This window comes from Ruegeria sp. YTSB088 (assembly GCF_059609825.1).
In genome coordinates this window covers 15,065-29,808 of the sequence record NZ_JBXWMM010000016.1, presented here as the reverse complement: position 1 = coordinate 29,808, position 14,744 = coordinate 15,065, and the positions used below count along the sequence as shown (strand labels likewise).

Annotated in this window: 14 protein-coding genes; 9 read left to right on the top strand and 5 right to left on the bottom strand. The window is 59.2% G+C overall.

Annotated features, from left to right (window positions below; genetic code table 11):
* Positions 1 to 68: 68 nt before the first annotated feature.
* The 3 genes from leuS to holA are packed head-to-tail and all read left to right on the top strand — an operon-like array spanning position 69 to position 4,235.
* Positions 69 to 2,732, top strand: a complete 2,664-nt coding sequence (gene leuS, locus AC2FFA_RS20120) for a leucine--tRNA ligase (protein ID WP_496853011.1) — start codon at positions 69 to 71, stop codon at positions 2,730 to 2,732.
* Positions 2,719 to 3,210 carry an LPS assembly lipoprotein LptE gene (lptE, locus tag AC2FFA_RS20115; protein ID WP_299643929.1) on the top strand — a complete coding sequence of 164 codons (492 nt, stop codon included), beginning with the start codon at positions 2,719 to 2,721 and terminating at the stop codon, positions 3,208 to 3,210. Before leuS ends, lptE begins: the two co-directional genes overlap by 14 nt.
* A complete protein-coding gene (gene holA, locus AC2FFA_RS20110; protein ID WP_496853009.1) occupies positions 3,207 to 4,235 on the top strand; it encodes a DNA polymerase III subunit delta in 1,029 nt (342 codons plus the stop codon). The genes lptE and holA overlap by 4 nt, the downstream gene beginning before the upstream one ends.
* Before the next feature lies 1 nt (position 4,236).
* Here holA and AC2FFA_RS20105 read toward each other — a convergent pair whose 3' ends face one another.
* The gene (locus tag AC2FFA_RS20105; protein WP_496853007.1) at positions 4,237 to 5,421 is read right to left on the bottom strand and encodes a TIGR03862 family flavoprotein; all 1,185 of its coding nucleotides are present in this window, start codon (positions 5,419 to 5,421) and stop codon (positions 4,237 to 4,239) included.
* A gap of 48 nt (positions 5,422 to 5,469) precedes the next feature.
* Between AC2FFA_RS20105 and AC2FFA_RS20100 the strand changes: the two genes are divergently transcribed.
* Positions 5,470 to 5,766, top strand: coding sequence for an HNH endonuclease (locus AC2FFA_RS20100; RefSeq protein WP_496853006.1), 297 nt, complete (start codon positions 5,470 to 5,472; stop codon positions 5,764 to 5,766).
* Here the strand turns inward: AC2FFA_RS20100 and AC2FFA_RS20095 are convergent, their stop codons facing one another.
* The 3 genes from AC2FFA_RS20095 to AC2FFA_RS20085 are packed head-to-tail and all read right to left on the bottom strand — an operon-like array spanning position 5,767 to position 7,849.
* Entirely contained in the window at positions 5,767 to 6,504 is a 738-nt protein-coding gene (locus AC2FFA_RS20095; RefSeq protein WP_496853005.1) for a VOC family protein, read from the bottom strand.
* On the bottom strand, positions 6,501 to 7,109 hold the full coding sequence (locus AC2FFA_RS20090; RefSeq protein ID WP_496853003.1) for an enoyl-CoA hydratase/isomerase family protein: 609 nt from the start codon (positions 7,107 to 7,109) through the stop codon (positions 6,501 to 6,503). Before AC2FFA_RS20090 ends, AC2FFA_RS20095 begins: the two co-directional genes overlap by 4 nt.
* Positions 7,106 to 7,849 carry an SDR family oxidoreductase gene (locus AC2FFA_RS20085; RefSeq protein ID WP_117872017.1) on the bottom strand — a complete coding sequence of 248 codons (744 nt, stop codon included), beginning with the start codon at positions 7,847 to 7,849 and terminating at the stop codon, positions 7,106 to 7,108. The genes AC2FFA_RS20090 and AC2FFA_RS20085 overlap by 4 nt, the downstream gene beginning before the upstream one ends.
* A gap of 140 nt (positions 7,850 to 7,989) precedes the next feature.
* Here AC2FFA_RS20085 and AC2FFA_RS20080 point away from each other — a divergent pair, with 140 nt between their 5' ends.
* The 5 genes from AC2FFA_RS20080 (at position 7,990) to lpxK (ending at position 14,033) form a co-directional block, all read left to right on the top strand.
* A complete protein-coding gene (locus AC2FFA_RS20080; RefSeq protein ID WP_496853001.1) occupies positions 7,990 to 9,504 on the top strand; it encodes a DUF2125 domain-containing protein in 1,515 nt (504 codons plus the stop codon).
* A gap of 172 nt (positions 9,505 to 9,676) precedes the next feature.
* The gene (locus AC2FFA_RS20075) at positions 9,677 to 11,023 is read left to right on the top strand and encodes a TldD/PmbA family protein (protein ID WP_496853000.1); all 1,347 of its coding nucleotides are present in this window, start codon (positions 9,677 to 9,679) and stop codon (positions 11,021 to 11,023) included.
* The gene (locus tag AC2FFA_RS20070; protein WP_496852998.1) at positions 11,010 to 11,810 is read left to right on the top strand and encodes an inositol monophosphatase family protein; all 801 of its coding nucleotides are present in this window, start codon (positions 11,010 to 11,012) and stop codon (positions 11,808 to 11,810) included. The genes AC2FFA_RS20075 and AC2FFA_RS20070 overlap by 14 nt, the downstream gene beginning before the upstream one ends.
* Positions 11,807 to 13,045, top strand: a complete 1,239-nt coding sequence (locus AC2FFA_RS20065; protein ID WP_496852997.1) for a 3-deoxy-D-manno-octulosonic acid transferase — start codon at positions 11,807 to 11,809, stop codon at positions 13,043 to 13,045. Before AC2FFA_RS20070 ends, AC2FFA_RS20065 begins: the two co-directional genes overlap by 4 nt.
* A complete protein-coding gene (gene lpxK / locus AC2FFA_RS20060; RefSeq protein WP_496852995.1) occupies positions 13,032 to 14,033 on the top strand; it encodes a tetraacyldisaccharide 4'-kinase in 1,002 nt (333 codons plus the stop codon). The genes AC2FFA_RS20065 and lpxK overlap by 14 nt, the downstream gene beginning before the upstream one ends.
* A gap of 39 nt (positions 14,034 to 14,072) precedes the next feature.
* On the opposite strand, the gene AC2FFA_RS20055 is transcribed toward lpxK, so the two are convergent.
* Complete coding sequence (locus AC2FFA_RS20055) at positions 14,073 to 14,735, bottom strand: DsbA family protein (RefSeq protein ID WP_496675459.1); 663 nt, start codon at positions 14,733 to 14,735, stop codon at positions 14,073 to 14,075.
* Between the last annotated feature and the right edge of the window lie 9 nt (positions 14,736 to 14,744).

The following is a 14,744-nucleotide window of genomic DNA, read 5'->3' as shown; positions in this document are numbered from 1 at the left end:
CCGCCGAAAATCACACTAATACCACGCCGGGTTCCTACCCGGCGTTTTCATTCACGAAGGACCGCACAATGTCGCGCTATTCGGCCACCGAAATCGAAGCAAAATGGCAAGAGGCCTGGGACAAGGCAGGAATCTTCACCGCCAACCACAAGGCGGACAAGCCGAAATACTATGTGCTTGAGATGTTCCCCTACCCGTCCGGCCGAATCCATATGGGGCATGTGCGCAACTATACGATGGGCGACGTCATCGCGCGGCACAAGCTGGCCACCGGGCACAATGTTCTGCACCCAATGGGCTGGGACGCGTTCGGGATGCCGGCGGAAAACGCTGCCATGGCGATTGGCGGCCACCCTAAAGAGTGGACTTACGGCAATATCGCCGACATGCGCGCCCAGATGAAGCCGCTGGGCCTGTCGATCGACTGGTCCCGTGAATTCGCCACATGTGACCCGGAATATTATGGCCAGCAGCAGGCACTGTTCCTCGACATGCTCGAGGCCGGGCTGGTCTACCGCAAGAACGCCGTGGTGAACTGGGATCCGGTCGACATGACCGTTTTGGCCAATGAACAGGTGGAGAACGGGCGCGGATGGCGCTCGGGCGCGCTGGTGGAACGGCGCGAGCTGACACAGTGGTTCTTCAAGATCTCGGATTATTCCGAAGAACTGCTGGACGCTCTGGACACGCTGGAAAACTGGCCCGCCAAGGTTCGGCTGATGCAGGAAAACTGGATTGGCAAGTCGCGCGGCCTGCAATTCGGGTTCGAGCGCACGGATGGTGGGGAACCGATCACCGTCTACACAACGCGCCCCGACACGCTGCTGGGTGCGTCCTTCGTGGGGATCTCGCCCGATCATCCGATCGCCAAACAGCTTGAGGCCGAAAACCCAGAAGTTGCTGAATTCGTTGAGGAATGCCGCAAGGGCGGCACCACGGAAGAAGCCATCGAAACCGCGGAAAAGCTGGGCTTTGACACCGGTATCCGCGTCAAGCACCCGCTGGACCCGAACTGGGAACTGCCGGTCTGGATCGCCAATTTCATCTTGATGGATTATGGCACCGGCGCGATTTTTGCCTGCCCGGCCCATGACCAGCGCGACCTTGATTTCTGCCGCAAATACGATCTGCCCGTGGTCGATACGTTCTTTGCGCTGGACGACGACACGCCGGTCGACAAGATCGCCTTTGTCCCGCCAAAGACCGAAAAAGTCCGCTGGGTGAACCATTTCGCGGGCCTGACCGAAGCAACCGGCGAAGAAGCGATCAACGCCACCGTCGATTTTGCCGAAAAAGCCGGTTGGGGCGAAGGAGTAACCAAGTATCGTCTGCGTGACTGGGGCTTGAGCCGTCAGCGCTATTGGGGTTGTCCGATTCCTGTCGTTCACTGCGACAGCTGTGGTGTGGTCCCTGAAAAGAAAGAGAATCTGCCGGTTCGCCTGCCCGACGATGTCACATTCGACAAACCGGGAAATCCGCTGGATCGTCACCCGACGTGGCGCGAATGCGCTTGCCCGAATTGTGGTGCCCCCGCCAGGCGCGAGACCGACACGATGGACACGTTCGTCGATTCCTCATGGTATTTCGCCCGTTTCACCGCTCCACGTGCCGAAACCCCCACTGATCTGGCCGAGGCGGAATACTGGATGAATGTCGACCAGTATATCGGCGGTATCGAACACGCGATTCTGCACCTGCTGTATTCACGGTTCTTCGCACGCGCGATGAACATCACCGGGCATTTGCCGGACAAAGCCATCGAACCCTTCGACGCGCTGTTCACCCAAGGCATGGTCACGCATGAAATTTATTTTACCCGAAAACGCTTTAAGCGATCGGACGTAATTGACGGCGAAGAAAAGGAAATCGGCGTAACAAAGGCGGTATTTCACTACCCCGAAGATGTGATCGTTGGCTTGTATGATGGCAAGCGAGTTGGAGTGCTAAAAGCTGACTACAACGAAGATTTATCGTTCTCAGAAAACTACTCAGTTGTAAAACATGATGCGACGAAGGCTGTGGAAACAGTACCGTCAGCCAAAATGTCAAAGTCCAAGAACAATGTTGTAGATCCAATCGACATCATCTCGGCCTTCGGCGCCGACACAGCCCGCTGGTTCGTTCTATCCGATTCGCCGCCCGAACGGGACGTGGAATGGACCGCTGCGGGGGCTGAGGCCGCGTACAAGCACCTCAACCGTATTTGGAACCTCTGTGACAAGATCGGTGCCATGGACCCGAACGCCACGGGCGAAGGGGATGAGGATCTGCTGCGCGAGATGCACAAAACCATCCGCGACGTGACTTTGGGTGTTGAAAGCTTTGGCTTCAATGCAGCCATCGCCAAGCTTTATGCCTTCACCAACACCCTGGCAAAATCCAAGGCAGGTGCTGCGGCCCAAAAGCAGGCCATCAAAACGCTGGCACAGCTGATGTCGCCGATGACACCACATCTGGCGGAAGATATTTGGGCCCATCAGGGCGGCGAAGGCCTTGTGGCTGTTGCGCCATGGCCCGTCGCCGACGAGGCGATGCTAGTCGATGACACCGTCACCTTGCCGATTCAGATCAACGGCAAGCGTCGCGCGGAAATCAGCGTTGCCAAAGATCTGGACAAAGCTGAGGTTGAAAAAATCGCGCTCAGCACCGAAGCTGTCCAAAAGGCGCTGGAAGGTAACGCGCCGAAGAAAGTGATCGTAGTTCCGGGCCGGATTGTGAATGTCGTCGTTTGATCGCAGAACCTTTTTACTGATGCCGCTGGCACTGGTCGCCTGCGGCTTTGAGCCTGTCTATGCACCTGGTGGATCGGGTTCGGCCTTGTACGGCCGTGTCGAAGTGTCCGCCCCCAACACCGTGGAAAGCTATTTGCTGGTCCAAAATCTGGAACAGCAACTGGGACGAAGCGCCGGGTCGGTCAACGACTACAAGTTGGATGTTCAGGTTTCGACCGTAACACGGGGCGCCGCAATCACCACAACCAACGAAACGCAACGCTACACCATCGACGGAAGCGCGCAGTATGCCCTGCGGTCCAACGCAACCGGTCAGATCATCGCCTCGGGCTCGGTGGCGGACTTTGTGTCTTATTCTGCCGCAGGATCGACCGTTTCCACGTTGGCGGATGAGCGCGATGCCAAGGAACGACTGATGGTGATTCTGTCGAGTCAGATCATGAATCGTCTTTACGCCACACCGGACCTGGCCGCATGAAGCTGAGCCCGCGCGAGGCTGACGGGTATTTTGCCAAGCCGGACGCGGACAAGACCGGGCTGCTTATCTATGGCGCGGATGCGATGCGGGTTGCGCTCAAGCGGCAACAGGTGCTGGCCGCTCTGCTTGGCCCCGAAGCCGAAGAAGAAATGCGTCTGACCCGTCTGCCGGGGGGCGATCTGCGTGGTGATCCCGCTCTGCTGCTGGACGCAGTCAAGGCGGCCGGCTTCTTTCCCGGCCCACGTGCCGTTTTCGTGGAAGATGCAACTGAAACCGCAGCGCCTGCGATTTTGGCCGCGCTCGAAGACTGGGCCCCCGGAGATGCCCAGATCATGGTGACCGCAGGGCAATTGAAACCCAGCTCGAAAATCCGCAAGGCGTTCGAAGGCCACCCTGCCGCCTATGCGGTTGGTATTTATGACGACCCGCCCTCACGCGCCGAAGTGGAACGGGTTCTTGCCGAGTCGGGTATAAAAAACGTGCCCCGAGATGTCATGTCTGCAATCAGCGAGTTGGCCGTCAGCCTCAGCCCCGGTGATTTCGCGCAAACGATTGAAAAATTGTCACTTTACAAGCGTGATGACAGCTCTGACTTGACAGTCGAAGATATCGAGGCCTGCGCTCCTCGCTCGACCGAGGCGGCGCTGGATGACGTTCTCAACGTCGTGGCCGAGGGCCGCGCGGGTGAGATCGGGCCGCTGATCCGTAGGTTGCAGGCGCAAGGCACCAACGGAGTGACACTGTGCATCGGGGCGACGCGGCATTTTCGGACACTCTATGCCTGCGCGTCCGATCCCGGTGGTGCCGCGCAGGGCATCGGCAAGCTGCGTCCGCCGGTTTACGGCAAACGGCGCGACCGCATCCTGCGGCAGGCACAGGGTTGGGGGGCGGCCAAGCTGCAAACCGCGCTGACGGTTCTGACGGATACGGATTTGTCGCTGCGGTCCGCCGGGCAAACAGCCCCTGCCATGGCGCTGGTGGAACGCGCGATGATCCGTTTGGCGATGTTGGCGCGATCCCGCTAAATCACTTGGCCGTTTCAAGCCAATTTGCGGCGGCCTGACCGGCCCAGCGCCCAGTAGCAAAGCAAGCCGTGAGCAGATATCCCCCGGTTGGGGCCTCCCAATCCAGCATTTCACCGGTGCAGAACACACCCGGCAGGGCCGTCAGCATCAGCCCGTCATCCAGCGCTGTCCGTTTCACACCACCTGCGGTCGAAATGGCTTCATCCATCGGGCGAAGTCCGGCATGCCGGATTGGCAGCTTTTTCAACATGCTCATTTGCACGGATTGAGAGTGGCCGCCGCGTTTTGCCATTTCATGAAACAGGGCGATTTTCTGAGCGGACAGGTTCAACGACTTTCTCATCCACTGGGATAACGTTGTTTTTGACCGTTTTGCAGAAAACCGCGCCAGCAGAACCTGTCGATCCAGATCGGGCATCAGATCAACAAACAAAGGCTTCCCCGTACGCAAGGCCGGTGTCAGAGAATAAAGCCCGCCGCCCTCCAGACCGGTCTCGGAAATCGCTGCCTCTCCTCGACTCTCAAGGTCGCCTGCAATCCATCGGACCGATTTCAATGCGGCCCCGAAATGAGGCTGCATATGAGAGCTCCAATCGACTGAAATAGCTGAGTTCGCAGGTTCAAACGGAGCCAGAGCCACACCTTTACTGCCCAATATCTGCGCCCAGTGACCGTCCGAGCCAAGGCGGGCCCAGCTTGCGCCGCCCAGTGCCAGCACGGTGGCATCCGCTGAGATACTGCGCCGCCCGTCCGGGGTGTCAAACACCAGCGCTTCACCGTCCCAGCCGGTCCAACGCCAGCGGGTCCTGACCTCGAAACCGGACTCGCCCAACCGTGCCAGCCAGGCCCGCAACAAAGGCGAGGCCTTCATGGATTCAGGAAATACACGCCCCGTCGAGCCGACAAACAGCGTCTGACCCAGATCACGCGCCCAGCGCTGCACCGCCTCGGCATCAAAGGCTGAAATGATCGGGCGCAACCAATCCGCCGCCACACCATAGGCGCGGATCAGGTCATCAAGCTGCTCGTCCTTGGTCAGGTTCAGACCCGACTTCCCGGCCATCAGGAACTTGCGCGCGACCGAAGGTTTGGCCTCGGCCACCAATACGGAATGCCCGGCTGCTACCAGTTGCTCGGCTGCCATCAACCCGGCGGGGCCTGCTCCGATCACCACTGCCTGCGCCATTCGCACCCTCTTGCCTTCGCCCGTCACAGGCGCAAGTTTCATATCGTCATGACGAACAGCGATCCGATCTGCCCGCTTTGCGGCCGCCCGATCCCCGACGGGGGTGGCAGCCTGCATCATCTGATCCCAAAACTCAAAGGAGGCAAGGGCGGACCGACCGTTCTGCTGCATCAGATCTGCCACAAAGAGGTGCACACCACCCTGACCGAAGCCGAACTGGCGCGCAGTTTCAACACGGTCGAGGCCTTGCGTGCGCATCCAAGGCTTGAGAAATTTCTGATCTGGGTTCGCAAACGCCCACCCGGGTTTCGTTCGAAAGTTCCGGGCAAGCGGCGCGGGAGGTGATCAGCCCGGCAGAATCGGGTCGCCGAAAGTATCTGTCAGTGGTTCGGACAGACCTTCGATCTCGATACCCAGAAAGTCCGGCACATGCGCGAATTGTGCGCCCGCAATATGCTGGAATTCCATCGTCGTATAGGCGCGTTTCCACAGCCATTCGCGGTTTTCAACAGCCCAAAGATCAGGATTGGGAGGGGTTTCGTCCATAAAGGCATAGAAATGCAGATCGAAGCCGTAGGGGACGACCTCCTGCATCGACAACAACGACATGCCCTGGGCACGCCAGAACGCGTCTTCGGCGGCAATATCGCCGGTTCGAAGGGTAATCTGGCCGATCCGAGCCTGCGCAAAGGGCGCGTCGGGGTCCGCCGCATGCGGCGGTCGGTTGCCTTCGAAATCATGTTGCAGCAGTTCGATGACGAACCCTTCGGGATCCGCAAGATGGCACATGTAGCCGATGTCCAGAAACTGGTTCGGCGCGCTCACTGGAACGTCAAACCTGCGCAGATGAGCCGCGGCAAGATCGACATCCGGTACAGTGATTCCTATCTTCCAGTACCGCTGCCCTTTGTCATGGGTGTACCCTCCTCCACCCGGCAGCAACAAAATGTCTGCGTCTGCGCCGTCATAGCCGACACGACGGTCGGTTTCTGCTTCGCGAACGGACATGCCCAGAACGTCGCGATAAAACGTGGCCAGCCGATCCGGATCAGCGACCCGCACGCGTAGTGCAGACAACCTCATGAGCACAACCTTGCGATTCCCGCTGCGATCTCGGGGGCGGCGTTCACGCTGTCGGCCACCAGATCGCGTGCGGCTTGCATCAGGTGATCGGGGTCGACAATCCGGTCCACCAGGCCAAATTCATACGCTTCCTGCGCGGTGATTTTCTGACCGGCCACAAGAATCAACTTGGCCCTTGCCGGTCCGACCAGAGCCGCCAGCCGCGCGGGGTCGGACGGTTGTGGCAGAAACCCCAGCTTCATCACCGGATAGAAGAACTTGGCCGACGGCACGGCAATGCGCAGATCACAGGCCAGTGCCATACCATTGGCCCCGCCGGCCAAGGTGCCGTTCAGTGCGGCGACGGTCAGACAGGGCAGCGCGGCAATGGCGCCAGACAGTCTTTCCCAGACATCCGACCTGGCCAGACCGGCGCGTGCCTCGTCCAGATCCGCCCCGGCGCTGAACACTTTGCCCGCGCCGGTCAGGATCAACGCCTTCGCGTCTGTCGCAGACTCGGCAATCTCGGCCAGTTCTGACAGCATGGCCCCCGTCAGGGCGTTTGCTTTGTCAGGGTTATTGATCGTGACAATCCAGAGGCCGTCCTCTTTGGTCAATTCGATCATATCAGCCCGGCCCGCTTGCGAATGTCATCAAGCCGCAGCGAAATTTCAGTGCCAAGGAACTCATCGGCATCATCGGAGCACATCCACAGCAGCGCCCGTGCGGGCCAATCTGCGGGGATGTGGACATCCCAGTCCAGCTGACTGACGGGATTGATGCCGCTGGCCTTGATCGAACGCTGCATTTCGGTGGCCACCGTCCCCGGTGAAAGACCCATGGCGCGAATACCATTATGGGCTTCTTCCAGATGCAGGCATTCCGTGAGCATCTTGGCCCCGGCCTTCGAGGCGCAATAATGGCTCCAGGCTTCAACCGGGTTCGACGCTGCACCGGACGAGATCGTGAGAATACTCCCCCCTCCAGCGGCCCGCATCACCGGCAACGCCGCGCGCATCCCGTAGAAAATGCCTTTCAGGTTGATGTCGATGGCCTTGCTCCACGCCGCTGTATCAGCGTTCGAGAGATGAAAGATCGGATCGATCACACCCGCATTGCCGATCAGAACATCCAGCCCACCGAACCGGTCCACGCATGTGGCCACGGCTTGCTCGACCTGCGCGAAATCGCTGACGTCACAGGCCAGTGCGATGGCCTGATTGCCCAATTCTGCGGCCAGCGCGTCAATTTGATCATGGCTGCGGGCCACCAATGCGACATTGGCACCAGCTGCGGCAAAAACGCGCCCTGCCTCGGCCCCAATTCCACGGCTGGCCCCGGTTATGAGAACAGTTTTTTCCTGCATTTGCCCCTCCTCACGCATTGCAATCTCTGTCGGCTACAGCCGTAACGCGGAAACGGGGAAAGGGTCCAGCCCTTGCCCCCTTGACGATACCGGCTGCAAACCCGACCATGCGCCACAAATTGATCAAGAAGGGTTACCTTATGTCCGTTTTCCTTCGCCGCAGTTGCGGCGCTGCTCTGGCTTATGCCGTTGCCGCCCAAGGGGCGTTTGCCGACCTGTCAGCCAATGATGTCTGGTCCGACTGGCAGAGTTATTTCACCTCGATGGGTTACACCATCACAGGGGACGAAAGCACCGCAGGCGACGTTACCACAATTTCAAACATGACGCTTTCAGTGGCCTTTCCCGAAGAGGAAGGGCAGTTTCGGATGGTCATGCCAGAAATGACACTGACCGAAAATGATGACGGGACCGTTACCATTGGACTGCCGGAAAGCTTTCCCATGGAAGTCACCGGACAGGCCGAAGATGAAGATTTTGCGGCCACCGTCACCTATTCCCACAGCCAACTGAACATGGTCGTTTCAGGCACGCCAGAAGACATGACCTATGATTACACGGCTGACCAGCTGGGGGTGAAACTGGACTCGATTGAGGTCGACGGCCAGCCTTTGCCGAATGAAGTCTTTGGCATAAATGCCGAAGCAAGCGATCTGTCCGGCAGCTCGCGGATGCAGATCGGCGATAATCGCAATATCAGCCAGACCTTCAACGCAGCCACTTTAACCTATGATTTGAACTTTCAGGATCCTGAAAGCGGCGAAAACGGGCTGATCAACGGTCAACTGGATCAACTGGCATTTGAAGGCAACAACGTGATCCCCCCGGATTTTGACTTTTCGGACCCAGAAGCCTTTTACAAGGCTGGTTTCTCGTTTGACGGCGCCTTCACCTATGCTTCCGGCAGCACTGATCTGAGCGGGACCAGCGAAGGTCAGGCGTTCTCGATGAACAGCACATCCGAAGGCGGGCGATTTGCAGCCAGCATCGATGCAGAGCGTATCGTCTATGACATTGACCAGAACAGCACGAAGATGGCCGTTACCACGGCGGGCTTGCCGTTCCCGATCGAGCTTTCGATGGCCAAGGCTGGCCTGAACTTCGAATTCCCCATCCAGCAATCGGACGAGGTTCAACCCTTCGGCTTTGGGCTGAACCTGACTGATTTCACCATGTCGGATATATTGTGGGGCATTTTCGATCCTGCGGGCGCACTGCCGCGTGATCCTGCGACGATTGCGTTGGATGCGACGGGTACTGCGAAAGTGCTGATGAACATATTCGATCCTGAAATTGACGTCGAATCCGACGAAGCGCCGGGAGAACTGCACTCGTTGAAGATCAACGACCTGCTGGTTTCGCTGGTTGGCGCCAAACTGACCGGTGACGGTGATTTTGCTTTCGACAACACCAATACCGAAGAGTTTGATGGCCTGCCCAGCCCAAGCGGCGTGGCGAACCTGCAACTGGTTGGAGCCAACCAGTTGATCGACACCCTGATCGGCATGGGAATCATCTCGGACGAAGACGCGCTGGGTGCCCTTATGATGATGGGTCTGATGGCTGTTCCGGGCGAAGAACCGGACACTCTGAACTCGAAGATCGAGTTCACCGAAGACGGTCAGATCCTGGCGAATGGTCAGCGTATCAAGTGACAATCAAAGGAAAGGGCCGCGCGACATGCGGCCCTTTCTCCGTCCTGCCGACCCTTGCACAAACCTCTGAAACGGCACGGGTTCACCGCGATCCTCAACATACAATCTGGTCACAGGTCTTGCGAGACGGGCAGTCCAAGGCTAGGTCCTTGGCAACCAACCCGGAGGCCTCATGACCCGCACACCAGAAGAAATCAGCCAGCACTTGCTTGACGCGGCCCGCAAGGCAGGCGCGGACGCGGCGGATGCCATCGTTCTCGACGGATCCTCTGTTTCGGTCGAAGTGCGGGGCGGGGCGCTGGAACATGCCGAACGCTCGGAAGGCACTGATTTGGGATTGCGGGTGTTTCTGGGCAAACGATCTGCCATTGTGTCCAGTTCCGACAGCCGGCCGGATACCTTGCGTGCAATGGCAGAACGAGCCGTTGCGATGGCCAAGGAAGCCCCCGAAGATCCGTTTTCCGGGCTGGCTGACAAGGACCAGCTGGTCACAGACTGGGACATAGAGTCACTGGAATTGACAGACCCTGCCCCGTCCCCGTCTGCCGAAGCCCTGATGCAGGATGCTCTGACGGCCGAGACCGCAGCGCTGGCCGTTACCGGCGTTACCCAAGTGTCAGATGCGGCTGCAAGCTATGGAACCCACCGTGTGCATCTGGCCGCCACAAACGGGTTTACCGGCGGATATGAACGCAGTAGCCGGTCGATATCCTGTGTTGCGATCTCGGGCGAAGGCACCGGGATGGAACGGGACTATGACGGCGACAGCCGGACGTTCCAATCCGACTTGCGCAGCGCGGATGAGATCGGTCGCACTGCAGGTGAACGCGCCGTGCAACAGGTTGGTGCGCGCAAACCTGAAACGGGTAATTTTCCCGTGCTCTTTGACGAACGAATCTCATCTTCGCTCATCGGCCACCTTTTGGCCGCCAGCAATGGTGCGGCAATCGCGCGGGGCGCATCCTGGCTCAAGGATTGTCTGGGGCAGGACGTTCTGCCCGTGCACCTGTCTCTGATCGAAGACCCGCATCGGCCACGCATCTCGGGCTCGCGCCCTTTTGATGCCGAGGGTTTGCCGACACAACGCCGGGCAATCGTGGAAAACGGCGTCCTGACCGGGTGGACGCTGGACCTGTCAAGCGGGCGAAAACTGGATATGGCATCCACGGGTAACGCTGCACGCGGGGTCTCGGGCCCGCCTTCTCCCAGCAACTGGAACCTGAGTCTGACACAAGGCGATCACAGCCGTGCCGATCTGCTGCGCGATATGGGAACCGGGTTGTTGGTCACATCCATGATCGGATCGACGATCAACCCCAATACCGGTGACTATTCCCGGGGTGCATCGGGGTTCTGGGTCGAGAGTGGCGAGATCACGCATCCGGTCAATGAATGCACCATCGCGGGCAATCTACGGGACATGCTGCGCAGGATCATTCCGGCGAATGATGCCCGCCCGTATCTGTCGCGCGTGGTTCCGTCGCTTCTGATCGAAGGAATGACACTTGCCGGCAACTGACCTGCCCCTGCTGATCGAGGCGGCGCTGGAGGCCGGCAAGATCGCCACACGCTATTCCGGCACGCAAGCACAGCGCTGGGACAAGCCTGACGGCGCCGGGCCAGTGACCGAAGCGGATCTTGCTGTCAACGCGATGCTGGAGGAGCGGTTGTGTTCAGCGCGGCCGGGCTATGGCTGGCTCAGTGAGGAATCCGAAGACTCACCCGACCGGCTGAACCGCAGCAACACTTTCATCATCGATCCGATCGACGGCACCCGAAGCTTTGCAGAAGGCGCGCGCACCTGGGCACATTCCATAGCCGTCGCCGATGACGGCGTGGTGACGGCGGCGGTCATTTACCTGCCGATGCGGGATTTGCTGTACACGGCGGCACAGGGTCAGGGCGCGACTCTCAATGGTGAGACGATCACGACCTCCGTTACCGCAGAGCTTTTGCAATCAGAAATTCTGGCCGCCAAGCCAAACCTTGACGCTCGGAATTGGCGCAACGCGCAGGCACCAGAGTTCGAACGCGCGTACCGCCCTTCGCTTGCCTATCGCATGGCTTTGGTTGCACAGGGACGGTTCGATGGCATGCTGACCCTTCGCCCCAGTTGGGAATGGGACATTGCCGCAGGCGACCTGATCATTCAAGAGGCAGGCGGAATCTGTTCGGACCGTACGGGTCAAAAGCTGATCTTCAACAATGCGCACCCCAGGCTGAACGGCGTGATCGCAGCCAGCACCGCGATTCACCAGCAACTGTCCGCATTGCTGGACCCGGCCGGGCCGGGAATCGGAACATGAGCAAACCGCGCTCGCTCAGCCTGGCCGCCTACAGGGTGTTGTCATGGGGCATGCGCAACGGGGTTGCGCCGCAATCCAACATGCCGCGCCCCGAAGGAGAGTTGGTATGGATACAGGTTGCCACTCCGGATCGACTGCGGGCTGTGACCGACTTCTGCCGTCGGTTGCTGCAAGTCAGGGCCAATCTGAATTTCCTGCTCACAGTCCCCCCGGATGAGGATTTGTCCAACTGGCCGGATTGCAAGTTCCCTTTGATCAACTTGCCGCAGGAACAGAGTGGAGCAGCCCGCGAGTTTGTCGAATACTGGCGTCCGAACATGGGGGTGTGGGTCGGTGGCGACCTGATGCCCAACATCATCACGCGCGCTGACGAACAGGCGATCCCGCTGGTCTTGTTCGACGCTCAGTTCAGCGTCACACTGTCCCGAAACGCCCGTTGGCTGCCGGACATCACACGGGTGACCTTTGACTGTTTCCGCAAGATTCTTACGCCATCCGCCGAGACGGCGCGGCAGATCCGCCGTCTCGGCATTCAATCCGGAAAAGTTGCGGAATCACCGCCTTTGCGGATCAGCCCCGACCCCCGGCCCTGGCCGGAAGACGAGCTTATTGAAACCACTCACACGCTTGCGGGGCGCCCGGTTTGGTTGGCGGCATGGGTTCAGGACAAGGAATTTATCTCGGTCCTGACAGCCCACCGTCAGGCGCTGCGGATGCTGCATCGGCTGGTTCTGGTGCTGCACGTCGCAGATGAACCAGAAGTGATGCCGTTAAGACGGCGATTGGAATCGATGGACCTGCGCTGCGTCAATTGGGATGAAGGGGATCTGATTGAAGATACCACTCAGGTGGTCCTGACATCGGACCCCGAAAATCTGGGCCTGTGGCATCGCATGGCAGCAGTGACCTTCATGGGCAGTTCGCTTGAACGCGGAGCGGGCGGTCAAGACCCGTCCGAAGCAATCGCGCTGGGGTCTGCGATCATGTTCGGACCGCATGTGCATCGACATCAGGAATTCTATTCCAGCCTGCGGCAAGTGAACGCTGCCAAGGAGGTTAAAACGGCGACCGAACTGGGCGACGCCGTTGTGCAGCTTCTGGCCCCGGATCGAGCGGCCGACATGGCGTTGGCGGGATGGCAATTGTTAACCGAAGGCGCACCACAGGCTGACGCCCTGATCGAATTGGTGCAGGATATTCTGGATCAGCGGAGTGCGGATCATGCGGGCACCTGATTTCTGGAACACGACCCCGGACCAACCGGATCTGAGGGCGCGTCTGCTGGCGCCTTTTGGACGCCTTTATGCAGCGGCAACCGCGCGAAGGATCGCCTCGGAGACCGGTGAAAAACCCGGTGTGCCAGTGATCTGTATCGGCAACCTCAATGCCGGTGGAACCGGGAAGACGCCCACGGTGATCTGGACTCTCGAACAACTTAGAAATGGCTGGCATGAACCACATGTCGTCACGCGGGGGCACGGAGGCTCTTTGGAGGGGCCGGTGCGGGTTGATCCGGCCAAGCACACTGCTGCCGAAGTTGGGGACGAGCCGCTGCTTCTGGCGATGTTCGCCGAAGTCTGGGTTGCCAAAGATCGGGCGGCAGGCGCCCGTGCAGCTGCCGGGGGCGGGGCCTCGGTAATTGTTCTGGATGACGGCTTTCAGAATCCCTCGGTTGCCAAGGATTTCTCGATCATTGTTGTGGATGCACAACGCGGGTTCGGAAACGGCTTGTGTCTGCCTGCCGGTCCGCTGCGGGAACCGGTCGACATCGGGTTGAAACGGGCCGACCTTGTGTTGTCTCTGGGCGATGAGGCTACACAACAGGCTTTCACCGATCAGTGGGGCGACAAGTTGTCCGTTCCCCATGTCACTGGTGCAATCGAACCCCTGAAAACAGGCATGGACTGGACCGGAACACGCGGTCTGGCATTTGCCGGTATCGGCCATCCCGAGAAATTCTTCAAAACCCTGCGGCAGCTAGGCGTGGAGCTGGTCCGCGCCGAAGCTCTGGACGATCACCAGCCCTTGACTCAGGCCCTGATGACCCGACTGGAAAACGAGGCGCGCCAGCTAGGTGCTCAGATGATCACAACTGAGAAAGATGCCGTACGCCTGCCTCCGGCCTTTCGGAGCAAAGTTATCACTCTGCCCGTTCGATTGCATATTGGCCAAGCTGACGAGGTCAGGGAAATGCTGCTGAACGCAGCACCTTCACCAAAATAGGCCCGGTCGGCCCAGACAGGGCCAACCGGAAAAGGGTGGTTAGCCACCCAATTCGTCTTCGATCAGCTTTTTGAAGTCAGCGTAGGACTGGTTGTCGACTTTCTTGCCGTTCACAAGGAACGACGGAGTCGCCTGGATGCCATCACGTTCGGCGTTTTCCTGATACCACGCAGCCAATGTCCGCGCCTTGGTGCCATCTTGCAGGCAAGCCTCAAGCTGGTCGCCATCGATACCGGCCAGACGACCGATCTTGCGCAGCTCGTCCACGATCTCGGCCGGACCACCAGCACGTGACCATTCGGCTTGCCCTTCGTAGATCAGGTCTGTGATACCGAAGAACTTCTCGGGGCCGGCGCAGCGGGCCACCATCGATGCCCAAAGGCCGTAGCGGTCAAAATAGACTTCACGGTAGGTAAATTTGACCTTGCCGGTGTCGATGAAGTCTTTCTTGAGTTGCTTATAGGCGCCAGTGTGGAAATTTGCGCAATGCGGGCAGGTATAGGATGCATATTCGATGATTTCGACAGGCGCATCCTCAGCGCCCTGGACCATATCGACGATCGTCGAAGTATCCAGGTCTGCCTCCTGCGCTTCGGCAGCACTGACCAGCGGAAGGGTGACGTTGGTGTTCGACTGTGTCAGCCAATAGCCGCCAGCGGCTACGGCGACAGCCGCACAGATTACGGTTGCAATACGGCTCATTCTCAGCCC

What these genes read in the sequence shown, in the direction of transcription:
- leuS (WP_496853011.1), top strand. Translation starts at nt 69, where the DNA reads ATGTCGCGCTATTCGGCCACCGAAATCGAAGCAAAATGGCAAGAGGCC.
- lptE (WP_299643929.1), top strand. Translation starts at nt 2,719, where the DNA reads ATGTCGTCGTTTGATCGCAGAACCTTTTTACTGATGCCGCTGGCACTG.
- holA (WP_496853009.1), top strand. Translation starts at nt 3,207, where the DNA reads ATGAAGCTGAGCCCGCGCGAGGCTGACGGGTATTTTGCCAAGCCGGAC.
- AC2FFA_RS20105 (WP_496853007.1), bottom strand. Translation starts at nt 5,421, where the DNA reads ATGGCGCAGGCAGTGGTGATCGGAGCAGGCCCCGCCGGGTTGATGGCA.
- AC2FFA_RS20100 (WP_496853006.1), top strand. Translation starts at nt 5,470, where the DNA reads ATGACGAACAGCGATCCGATCTGCCCGCTTTGCGGCCGCCCGATCCCC.
- AC2FFA_RS20095 (WP_496853005.1), bottom strand. Translation starts at nt 6,504, where the DNA reads ATGAGGTTGTCTGCACTACGCGTGCGGGTCGCTGATCCGGATCGGCTG.
- AC2FFA_RS20090 (WP_496853003.1), bottom strand. Translation starts at nt 7,109, where the DNA reads ATGATCGAATTGACCAAAGAGGACGGCCTCTGGATTGTCACGATCAAT.
- AC2FFA_RS20085 (WP_117872017.1), bottom strand. Translation starts at nt 7,849, where the DNA reads ATGCAGGAAAAAACTGTTCTCATAACCGGGGCCAGCCGTGGAATTGGG.
- AC2FFA_RS20080 (WP_496853001.1), top strand. Translation starts at nt 7,990, where the DNA reads ATGTCCGTTTTCCTTCGCCGCAGTTGCGGCGCTGCTCTGGCTTATGCC.
- AC2FFA_RS20075 (WP_496853000.1), top strand. Translation starts at nt 9,677, where the DNA reads ATGACCCGCACACCAGAAGAAATCAGCCAGCACTTGCTTGACGCGGCC.
- AC2FFA_RS20065 (WP_496852997.1), top strand. Translation starts at nt 11,807, where the DNA reads ATGAGCAAACCGCGCTCGCTCAGCCTGGCCGCCTACAGGGTGTTGTCA.
- lpxK (WP_496852995.1), top strand. Translation starts at nt 13,032, where the DNA reads ATGCGGGCACCTGATTTCTGGAACACGACCCCGGACCAACCGGATCTG.
- AC2FFA_RS20055 (WP_496675459.1), bottom strand. Translation starts at nt 14,735, where the DNA reads ATGAGCCGTATTGCAACCGTAATCTGTGCGGCTGTCGCCGTAGCCGCT.